At 68.8% G+C, this 10,283-nt stretch carries 7 protein-coding genes; 2 read left to right on the forward strand and 5 right to left on the reverse strand.

Annotation, left to right across the window (positions count from 1 at the left end):
* Positions 1-160 precede the first annotated feature (160 nt).
* Positions 161-2,131 (reverse strand): sensor domain-containing diguanylate cyclase, encoded by a 1,971-nt coding sequence (locus AC1DO7_RS35560; RefSeq protein ID WP_477117193.1) that lies wholly within the window; start codon positions 2,129-2,131, stop codon positions 161-163.
* Between the two features lie 299 nt (positions 2,132-2,430).
* Between AC1DO7_RS35560 and AC1DO7_RS35565 the strand changes: the two genes are divergently transcribed.
* On the forward strand, positions 2,431-5,637 hold the full coding sequence (locus tag AC1DO7_RS35565; RefSeq protein WP_441611833.1) for a bifunctional diguanylate cyclase/phosphodiesterase: 3,207 nt from the start codon (positions 2,431-2,433) through the stop codon (positions 5,635-5,637).
* Between the two features lie 662 nt (positions 5,638-6,299).
* On the opposite strand, the gene AC1DO7_RS35570 is transcribed toward AC1DO7_RS35565, so the two are convergent.
* Positions 6,300-6,617, reverse strand: a complete 318-nt coding sequence (locus AC1DO7_RS35570; protein ID WP_441611834.1) for a PadR family transcriptional regulator — start codon at positions 6,615-6,617, stop codon at positions 6,300-6,302.
* A gap of 355 nt (positions 6,618-6,972) precedes the next feature.
* On the opposite strand from AC1DO7_RS35570, the gene AC1DO7_RS35575 reads away from it, so the two are divergent.
* A complete protein-coding gene (locus tag AC1DO7_RS35575; RefSeq protein WP_441611835.1) occupies positions 6,973-7,896 on the forward strand; it encodes a DMT family transporter in 924 nt (307 codons plus the stop codon).
* 16 nt (positions 7,897-7,912) lie between these two features.
* Here the strand turns inward: AC1DO7_RS35575 and AC1DO7_RS35580 are convergent, their stop codons facing one another.
* The 3 genes from AC1DO7_RS35580 to fur form a co-directional block, all read right to left on the reverse strand.
* Entirely contained in the window at positions 7,913-8,731 is an 819-nt protein-coding gene (locus tag AC1DO7_RS35580) for a MipA/OmpV family protein (protein ID WP_441611836.1), read from the reverse strand.
* Between the two features lie 127 nt (positions 8,732-8,858).
* A complete protein-coding gene (locus AC1DO7_RS35585) occupies positions 8,859-9,137 on the reverse strand; it encodes a hypothetical protein (RefSeq protein ID WP_477117194.1) in 279 nt (92 codons plus the stop codon).
* 91 nt (positions 9,138-9,228) lie between these two features.
* Entirely contained in the window at positions 9,229-9,675 is a 447-nt protein-coding gene (gene fur / locus AC1DO7_RS35590) for a ferric iron uptake transcriptional regulator (RefSeq protein WP_441611838.1), read from the reverse strand.
* Positions 9,676-10,283: the final 608 nt, after the last annotated feature.

Genomic DNA, 10,283 nt, shown 5'->3' on the forward strand with positions numbered 1-10,283 from the left:
GATGTGCTGGTGTTCAAGGGCGAGCCAAACGCCGTCGCGGATGCCATGGTGGCCTGGGAGAAGATGATGGGTGCCGACACCAGGCTCGGCTACCAGTCGCGCGACGGCAAGCACGTGCCGTTCGAGGGCAAGTAGGCAGGCGGTCCCGCGCCGTGCCGGCTCAGGACGCGGCGCCGCCGTCGTGTTCCAGCAGTTCGGGCGGGCCCATCTCGAAGCGGCCGCGGCCCGCGGCCTTGGCGCGGTAAAGCAGGGTGTCGGCCTGGCGCATCAGTTCCTGGTCGGGCATCTCGGCGCCCTGGTAGAGCGCCACGCCAATGCTCACGTCCACATCGGCAAACACGCCGTCGATGAAAAAGCGCCGGCTGACCGAATGCACGATGGCCTGGGCGATGCGCCGCGCATTGGCCGCGCCGCCGATATCCTCCAGCACCACGGCGAACTCGTCGCCGCCCAGCCGGGCCACCGCGTCGCGCTCGCGCACGCAGCGCTGCAGGCGCCGCCCGAAGGCCTGCAGCAGCAGGTCACCGGTGATATGGCCGTGGAAGTCGTTGACGGCCTTGAAGCGGTCCATGTCSAGGWASAGCAGCGCWATCAGCCGGCCGTCCTCGCGGCTGCGCGCCATGGCCGCCTGCAGCAGCGATTCGAACGCGCTGCGGTTGAGCAGCTGGGTCAGGTGGTCCAGGCGCGAGATGCGCGACAGCCGCATGGTTTCCAGCTTGCGCTGGGTCACGTCCTGCACATGCACGTGCACGCCGATGACCTTGCTGCCGTCGGCATTCCATTCCGGGCGCAGGTTGGTCTCCATGCAGCGGTATTCGGGATCGCTGTCCTCGACCTCGAAGGTCACCGCGGTGCCCGCCAGGGCCTTCTGCAGGAACGGCCGCGAGCGCGCGTAGCGGGCCTCGCCGATCAGCTCGCGCACGGTCATGCCGCGCAGCTCGCTGACGGGGATGCCGAAGGTCCGCTCGTAGGCCAGGTTGTTGAAGACGTAGCGCTCCTCGGTATCGACGAAGCCCAGCAGCGCGGGCAGGGTGTCGGTGACCGCGCGCAGCTGGCGCTCGCTGAGGTCGAGCTGTTCGCGCCGCTGGCGCACGTCGCGCATGAGTTGCGCGAAGGCGCGCGCCAGGTCGCCGATCTCGTCGTGCTGCTGGGCCGGCAGCCGCTCGTAGGCGGCGAGGTCGTGCGCGCTCTCGCGCACCACCTGGTGCAGGCGCGTGAGCGGGGCCAGCAGATGGCGCAGGGTCAGCCAGATCATCAGCGCCACCACCGCCAGCGCCAGCAGCGCCAGCCCCAGGAAGCGCCCCTGCATGGCATGCAGCGGGGCGAAGGCCTCGCGCGCGGGCAGCACCGCCACCAGCTCCCAGCCGGTGCTTTCCAGCAGGTAGCGCGAGATCAGCGGCCGCTCGGGCGCGAGGAATTCGGCCCGTCCGCTGCGGTCGTCCACGCCGCAGGTGTCGCCCAGCGCGCGCGCCGGCTGCATCGCCCTGGAAGAATCCGGGTGACGGACATAGACCGGCGTGCGCCCGGCCGAGACCAGGCAGTAAAACCCTGTGGTGCCGAGCCGGTTGTGCGTGATCTCGACCAGGAAGTTGGCGCTGGACAGATCCAGCCAGCCGCCCAGCAGGCCCTGGAATTCGCCCTGCGGGGAGATGACCGGCACCGCCACCAGCACGCCGGTCGCGCCATTGGTGCGGGCGCGGATCGGTGGCGTGATCACAGGCTCCAGCGTGCGCGCGGCCTGGCGGAAGTAGTCCCGGTCGGCAATGCTCACCGGCACGCCCTCCTGGGTCAGCATATTGCCCTGGGCGTCGGCGACCATGAAGGCATTGAAGGTGGCCGGGACCGGGATGCGGCTCTCGAGCAAGCGGCGCAGTTCGGGCCGGGGAAGCGTCAGCTTGCCGACCAGCTGCGGTGCCAGGTGGGACAGCAGCGTGATGCGGTCTTCCATGGCGGTGTCGAGCTGGTTGGCGGCGAGCTTGACGATGGAGTCCTGCTGGTCCTGCAGCGCGGCGCGCAGGTCGTCGTGCGCGTAATAGAGCGAAGCCAGCACGATGCCGGTACCGAGCACGGCGGCGAGCGCCGTGCTGATCAGCGCGAGGCGCGCCTTCAGGGAAAGCGAAACGAATGGCATGCTGGCCGGCAAAGTCGGGAAATGGCGCGTGCCTGCTGGCCGGCCTGCCCGCATGGCTACCGGGACGTCCGGCTTCGGCGGGGTTGCGGGCCCGGCAACCCTACCACAAGCGCCAGCCATGCGCGAGCCCGGCATACCCGTTCCGGGGCCGCGGCATGTGCGTGTGGCATCGCACGTTGCGCCGGTGCGCCAGGGCTGGGCGAGCCATGGCCGCCAAGGTATAGTGCCTCGTGGCCCGGCGGCGGCAGGGCGAAGCCTTGAGGGTTGATTGAGGGCTGACAATCGCGCCAACTCCATACATGAAACTGCCCTCACTCTCGCCTGTCCTGCTATCCCTGCTGGTTGCCGCTGCCGGCGCGCTGGTCACGGGCCGCGCGTGGTACGGCATGCGCGCGCTCGAGCGGGAAGTGGCGCGCGACGACTTCGACGGGTACTACACGCCGGTCTTCAGCGCCTTGCAGCGCCGGCTGCAGGAGAACGAGCAGCTGCTGCGCGGCGCCACGGGGCTGTTCGCCGCGGATCCCGCCATCACACGGGCGCAGTGGCGCAACTACCTGTACACCACGCAGGTCGACGACCTGCCGCCCGGTACCCACTCGATCGGCTATGCACGCCTGACCGCGGCGCGCGACCTGGAGCGACTGGGCGAGACCATGCGCCGCGAAGGCGTGCCCGTGTTCGAGGTCTACCCGCGCGGCGCGCGCGACGAATATGCGCCCATCGTCTTTGTCGAGCCGCTTTCGGGTCGCCTCACGCGCGGACTCGGCTTTGACATCCTGAGCGATCCCGCGCGCCGCGCCGCGGCCGAAGCCGCCCGCGACAGCGGCGAGGCGCGCCTCACCGCCGGCCTGCAAACGGTGCGCGAGAGCGAGGCACAGGCGCCGCAGCGCGCCGCAGCGATCTATATGCCGGTGTATGGCAACGGCCTGCCGCTCAATACGACGGCGCAGCGCCGCCAGGCGGTGACCGGCTACGTGTATGCCGCGCTGCGGCTGGACGATCTGCTGCGCGGCGTCAGCCTGCCCGCGGCCGGATCGCTTTCGCTGATGCTTTTCGACGGGCGCGATGCCGCGCCTGCCACGTTCCTGGCCGGCGATGCCGAACCGGCGGCGGGCGACCTGCGCCCGCCGGCACCGATGATCGAGGCCGAACGCGAATTGACGTTCGGCGGGCGCGTGTGGATCCTGCGCGGCGCCACCATGCCCGCCTTCGAGGCCGCGCACCGGCCGCGCCGCGCGCTGCTGGTGCTGGCAGGCGGCTTGCTGGCCTCGCTACTGCTGGCCTGGCTGGTGCTGGCGCTGGCTCGCCAGCAACGCCGCGCGTGGCAGCTGGCGGTGCGGGCGCGCCAGGCGCGCCAGGCCGACGGCGCACTGCAGCGCGCCGGCCTGGCCGGCGCCACCGACGCCTTTTTCGTGTGCGACGACCAGGGCAGCGTGCAGACTGCCAGCGCCGCTGCCACGGCCATGTTCGGCAAGGCGCGCGACCAGTTCGCGGGCGTTGCCATCGCCACCCTGCTGCCGGAGGCCGTCACGCTGGCCGGGGGCGCGCTCGCAGGCCGCATCGATACCCCCGCGCGCAAGGCCGACGGCACGGTGTTTCCGGTGCGCGTGACAGCCACGCCGGTGCCTGCCGCAGGGGCCGGCCGCGTATTGTGGATCGTGACCGACCTGAGCGCGGTGCGCCGCGCCGAACTGGCGGCTGCCGAACAGGCCGAGCGCAGCGCGCGCGTGCTCGACCATACCGCGCTGTGCGTGATCACCTTCGACCGCGACGGGCTCGTGACCGGCCTCAACCGCGCCGGCCAGCGCATGCTGTGGTACCAGGCCAGCGAAGTGGCCGGGCGCATGCGCTATCTCGATTTTCTCGACGCAGGGGAAGTCACGGCACGCGCGGCCACGCTCAGCAGCGAACTGGGCGAGCCGGTCGCCGCCGGCCTGCCTGCCGTGATCGGCAAGGCGCGCCTGGGGCTCGCCGACGAGCAGGAATGGACCTATGTGCGCAAGGGCGGCTCGCGCCTGCCGGTGCAACTGACGCTCACGGCGCTGCCCGGCACGCCGGCGCACGATGCGGGGCAGGGCACGGTGCAGGCAGCCGCGGCGATCGATGGCGGCGGCTACCTCGCCATCGCGCACGATCTCACCGAGCGCAAGCGCGCCGACGAGTACATCCGCCACCTGGCGCACCACGACGCGCTCACCGGCCTGCCCAACCGCGCCCAGTTGCATGCGCGCACGGAACTCGTGCTGCAGCGCGCGCTGCGCAAGGGCGAACGCATCGCGCTGCTGCTGCTGGACCTGGACCAGTTCAAGCGCATCAACGAGTCGCTGGGCCACCATATCGGTGACGAAGTGCTGCGCATCGTGGCCGACCGCCTGAAGGCCGCCGTGCGCCACGCCGACCTGGTCGCGCGCATGGGCGGCGACGAGTTCGTGGTGGTGCTCGATGCCGTAGCCCAGGACAGCGAGGCCGAACTGGTTGCCGCCAAGATCCTGGCGCGCCTGTCGGAAGAACTGCAGCTGGGCAGCCAGCGCCTGCGCGTGACGCCGTCGATCGGCATGGTGCTGTGCCCGGACGACGGCGACAACCTGGCCGACCTGCTCAAGAATGCCGACGCCGCCATGTACGCGGCCAAGCGCCGGGGTGGCGCGCAGCTCAGCCGCTTCTCCAGCGAGATGGCGGAGGCCTCGATGGCGCGATTCACCATCGAAGGCCTGCTGCGGCGCGCGCTGGCCACGCAGGCGTTCAGGCTGCGTTACCAGCCCATCGTCGACGCCGCGACGCTGCGCATTGCCGGCGTGGAAGCGCTGATCCACTGGGCGACGCCCGAGCGCGGCGTGATCCCGCCGGCCGAGTTCATCCCCATCGCCGAGCAGAGCGGGCTGATCATGCCGCTGGGCGAGTGGATCCTGGCTACCGCCTGCCGCGAGATCCAGCAACTGCGCAGCCAGCTGGGGCTGGAGCTGGAGGTGGCGGTCAATATCTCGCCGTTGCAGCTGCGCCAGGCCGGCTTCCCCGCCATGGTCACGCAGTGCCTGGAGGCGGCCGGGCTGCCCGCGCGCGCACTGACCATCGAGGTCACCGAGGGCATCCTGATCGAAGGCGGCAGCAAGACCATCGATACCTTCGAGCGCGTGCGCGCGCTTGGCGTGGGCTTGTCGATCGACGATTTCGGCACCGGCTATTCGGGCCTGAGCTACCTGACGCGGCTGCCGATCGACAAGCTCAAGATCGACAAGTCCTTCGTCGACGACGTGGCGCACGACGAACATCACCAGGCCGTGGCCGCCGCCATCATCACGCTTGGCCACCAGCTTCATCTGCAGGTGGTGGCCGAAGGGGTGGAGTCGCAGGCGCAGTTCGCCTTCCTGCGCGAGCATGGCTGCGACGCCGTGCAGGGCTACCTGTTCTGCCAGGCCGTGCCGCTCAGCGGGCTGATGGAGATCTGCGCGGCCGGGGGCGGGGCGGCCATGCCGGCGCGCGCGCAGCGGGTGGCGTCCAACCAGTAAGCCCGGGGGCCGCCCGCGCGGGCCGGTCCAAAATCCGCCGATACCTGCATCGGCATTCTTTGCCCGACTGCCATCTGCATGGCACGCACCGTCCCTAAGCTGCCAGTTGTCATCATGGCACCAAGGGGTGTTCATTCATGCAGGCAGGTGGGTCCGGGCCGGGCCGCGCGTTCCTCGCGGTCGAACAGGTAGGCAAGCGGTTCGGCGTTGTCAGTTTGGCATAGCGAATAACCGCTCCTCGATAATCGCGCAGGCTCAGGTGGAAGCGGAATTACTAGCGGACCGCCTGACTGATGACCGCTGCAGCGAATCGATGACCGCGGTAGAGCGAATTCGTCGTCTTCATCCCCACGTCCAATGACAACGCTTCGGCAACGTGACGGTGCCTCGCCGAGTGGGGCAAGCGCTACGAAGGCAAGGCCGAGAAGAAGTGAGGCAGCAGGGGATGCCTGCAGCCGGCGCGAGCCGCAGGCCGGTCACGCATGGAAGACCACGGCCCGGGAACGGCGGTGCGATCTGCGCTGCCTTGTCCGGGTCTTTGTCATGTCGGGGAGCCGATCTTGGCCACGCAGAAACGGGTACGCAGCGGGTGCACAGCGGGTGCGCGGCGGCCCGTGGATCCCTGCTGGCGCCAGGCAGGAGGCGCCACCATCTCGCCAGCCTCAGCCGTTGGCGACTTCCGAGGGGTCCGGGCGCGCGTGCAGGCGGCGGTACAGTTCGTCCACATGGGCGCGGCTGCTGCGCAGTTCTTCGCGCCCGCGTTCAGTGATCAGGTAGACACGTCCGATGCCGTCGCGCAGGACGCTTTCGATGTACCCTTCCATCTGCAGCGCGCGCAGCAGCGGCCGCACGGAACCAATATCCACCTGGAAGCCGTACTCCATCAGCATTTCGGCGAGCATGGCCACGGTGGCCGGTACTTCGACGGCAAACTGGAGGACGTAGATGCGGGCGAGCAAGCCAAGGAACTGTCGTTTCATGTCGCTGCAAACGCGGGATCTCCCATTGCGGTTGACGTTGATTTATAGTTGTGGATCACGCGCCGCAAAAAAAAGAAGCCGCCACGTATGTGGCGGCTTGTCGGGAATGCGTCGGAGGGGTCAATTAACTCTGGCGCAGACCAGATTTTAAAATAACTTAATACGGCTTGTCACGTCCCATTTGAGTCACCCCTCTTTTGTGGGGCGGCTGCCGGGCAGTCCGCGGCGAAGTGACACGGATGAGGCGAAAACGCATCTTTTACGGGCATTTCCGCGCAGGCAGATGTCCGAAAGCAGCTTGCATCCCACCCCGGCCGCGCGTCTAATCCGGCCATCTCCCGTCAGCCCCGAAGCCATGAGACCCGCCGACCTGTTTCGCCTGCTAAGCCTGGCCGCCATCTGGGGCGCCAGTTTCCTGTTCCTGCGCATCGGCGCACCGGTGCTCGGCCCCTTCACGGCTGCCTTCCTGCGCGTGCTGGTCGGCGGGCTGACACTGGTGGCCTATCTTGCCCTGATGCGCGTGCGCTGGGATATGCGCGGCAAGTGGCGCGCGGCGATGGCACTGGGCGTGATCAACTCGGGCATTCCGTTTGTCATGTACGCGTTTGCGGCGTTGTGGCTGCCGGCCGGCTATTCCGCCGTGTTCAATGCGATGACGCCGCTGATGGGCGTCCTGATCGGCGCGCTGTGCTTCGGCGAGCGCCTGACGCTGGCCAAGGCAGGCGGGGTGGTGCTTGGCGTGGCGGGGGTGGGGGTGCTGACCCGTACCGGCCCCGTGGCCTTCACGCCACAGGTGCTGCTGGGCGCGGGCGCCTGCCTGGTGGCCACGGCCTGCTATGGGCTGGCCGGCTTCCTGGCGCGGCGCTGGATCACGGCGCAGGGCGGGCTCGACAGCCGCCTGGTGGCCACCGGCAGCATGGTGGGCGCCACGCTGTTCCTGCTGCCGTTCTGCGGTGTCGCGCTGTGGCGCGAGAATACGCTTCCGGCCGCCGGGGCGGGGGTGTGGCTGGCGATGCTGGGCGTAGGGATGCTGTGCACTGCCATCGCCTACATCCTCTATTACCGCCTGATCGCGGACCTGGGCCCGGTGCGCTCGCTGACCGTGACCTTCCTGATCCCGCCGTTCGGCATCGTGTGGGGCGCGCTGTTCCTGGGCGAGAAATTGTCGTGGGCGCACGCCGTCGGCGGCGCGCTGATCGGCCTGGCGGTCTGGCTGGTGCTGAGGCCGGCCTCGGCTGCGCCCGTGGCGGCGGCCGTACCAGGGTCCGGACGACCCTGAGCGGCGCGATGCCGATTCAGCGGAACCGGTAGGTCACCGCGGTCATGGCGGTCCATTGCTGGCGCCGCTGGGTGACCGGGCTGCTGGCCGCATCCCCCTCCAGCCGCGCGAAGGTGAGCAAGCCCAGCGCCGACCAGTTGCGCGAGATCTCATAGCTGACGATGCCGTTGGCGTGCCATTCCCTCAGCCCGGCTCCCACCGCATGCGTCGGCAGGCCCGACCGCGCGCTCTGGTCCGCCGTCACGCCGAAGAAGGTCTGCATGTACTTGCTATTGGTCCAGGTCACGCCCGGGCCCAGCGTGAAGAGCCACTTGCCGGCTGGCAGGCTGAACAGCACGTCGCCGTTGGCGATCAAGCCCTGCCCCTGGCCGGCGATGTCCTGCGCCACGTCCGCCGAGAAAGTGATGAACGAGACCTGTGCCTGCGCGAATGCCCGCGCCCGCATGGTCATGTTGACGTCGCCCAGGCCATTGAGGCGGTGATCGTCCTTGCTGCGCCGCCAGGTCGGGTCGAACTGGAAGTCGGCGCCGATCTGCCAGATATCGTTGTTGAGCGCATACACGCCGAGCAGGTCGAAGCCGCGCGAGAAGAAGCGGCCGCCGTAGTCGATGTCCTGGTAGATGATCGGGTAGACCAGCGAGGTGCGCGCGCCGGGGAAATCCGGTGCTACGTAGACGCCGGGGCCGGCCGAGATCTTCCACTTGCTGGCGGGCGGCGTCGCGGTTGCCGTGCCTGCCGCGCCTGCCGGGTCGCTGTCTGCTGCCCAGCCGGCCGAGGCGCTGATGGTGATGGCGAGTGCCAGTAGCGCGCGGCGGGGCGCAGAGGTGGTGGGCATGGACAATCCGGCTTGAACTTGATGTGGGCCGCGTCGTGCGCGCGGCAGCAGGGGGGGATTCTAGCCGGATGTGAGAGCGAGGGGCAGGGGTGGGGGGCGACGGAGGACGCGCCCGCCAGCCGCCGGCCTAGGATGCCGGGGCCAGTGCGCCGCCGCCGTTCAGTCCCTCGACATTGAAGCGTTCGCRCACCCGCACCACCACCCGCCGGGCCAGCGGCAGGCTCCGCACGGCGTCTTCCTCGCTGCGGTCGGGGAAATCCACCTCCGCACTCCAGTTGCAGCCGGTATGGTCAGGCCGGTGGATGCACACCGCGCGCAGCTGGCAATCCTGGCAGCCGGGTTGCTCGCGCAGCCAATGGCTCAGCAAGCGCTTGAGTTCAGGCAGGGGTTTGATCTGGCGATCCATGGCGGACTCCGGTAGCTGCCCGGCGGCCGCATGGGTCGGAGGCCGGGCGGGGCCGAGGTTCCGGGGCAGGGGAAGGGAACCGCGGGCCGTGTCAGTTGATGGACTTGTCGGCCCGGCATTTCGGGCACAGGCCGTACAGCACCAGCATGTGTTCGCGCAGTACGAACGCATTGGCGGTGGCCACCTCGCGCTGGCGGGCTTCGATGGCTTCGTCGCGGAATTCCTCCACGTGACCGCAGGCCACGCAGATCAGGTGATCGTGGTGGCCGCCTTCGTTGAGCTCGAAGACCGCGTGATCGGACTCGAAGCTGTGGCGCAGCAGGATATTGGCTTGCACCAGCTGGTTGAGCACGCGATAGATGGTGGACAAGCCGGCGTCGACGTCCTGTGCCAGCAGGATGCGATAGACATCCTCGGCGCTGCGGTGGCGGCGTTCGCTGGCGCGGAAGACTTCCAGCACGCGAACACGCGGCGAGGTCGCCTTGAGGCCGGCGCGCTTCAGGTCAATGGGTTCGGTACTGTCGGGAGGCATCAACATGCTGCGGCTTTGCGCCCGGGCGGGGACGCATCAATCGGAAATGACGTGCTCCGGCCGGCCGCGCCGCCGCGCGCTGCGCGCCAACGTACGCCATCCAGACCGCAGGAATGCAGCGGGCGGCATCCTGCAAGGAAGGCCGCCCGCTGGCTGCAAGACGTGTTGCCACGGCTTGCGGAATAAAAAGATGGCTTGGCTTGTCAGCCGAAGAGCTGATCGGGAAAGCGGGGTCTGGTTGCTTTCCCGATCTTCCGGTGACTGGCTACTGCCAAACGCTCCGCGGTACGGAGCGGTCCCCACAAAAGACGGTGATGGATGCCGCGCCATGCGCGACATCGAAAATCCTGTTTGCCGCGGGCTTGCCGCCGGCCTTCCTGTATTGCGCTACTTTGCTCTGCTACTTGCTCTGCTACTTTGTTCCGTTGTCCTCGCCGGGCTGGTCTTGCTTGCCTCGCGTCAGACAGTGATGCCATAGTAAATGGGAATTAATCTCATTACAAGGGGAATTTGCAGCTTTTTTCGAGGGGGTCGAGGGGCGTTCGCGGGATGGGCGGATGATGACGGGCGGACGGGTGTCACGACCTGGCGCCCGTATGCCGATGGAGTCGGAT

The sequence above is a fragment of the Cupriavidus sp. 05N40 genome (assembly GCF_056397305.1).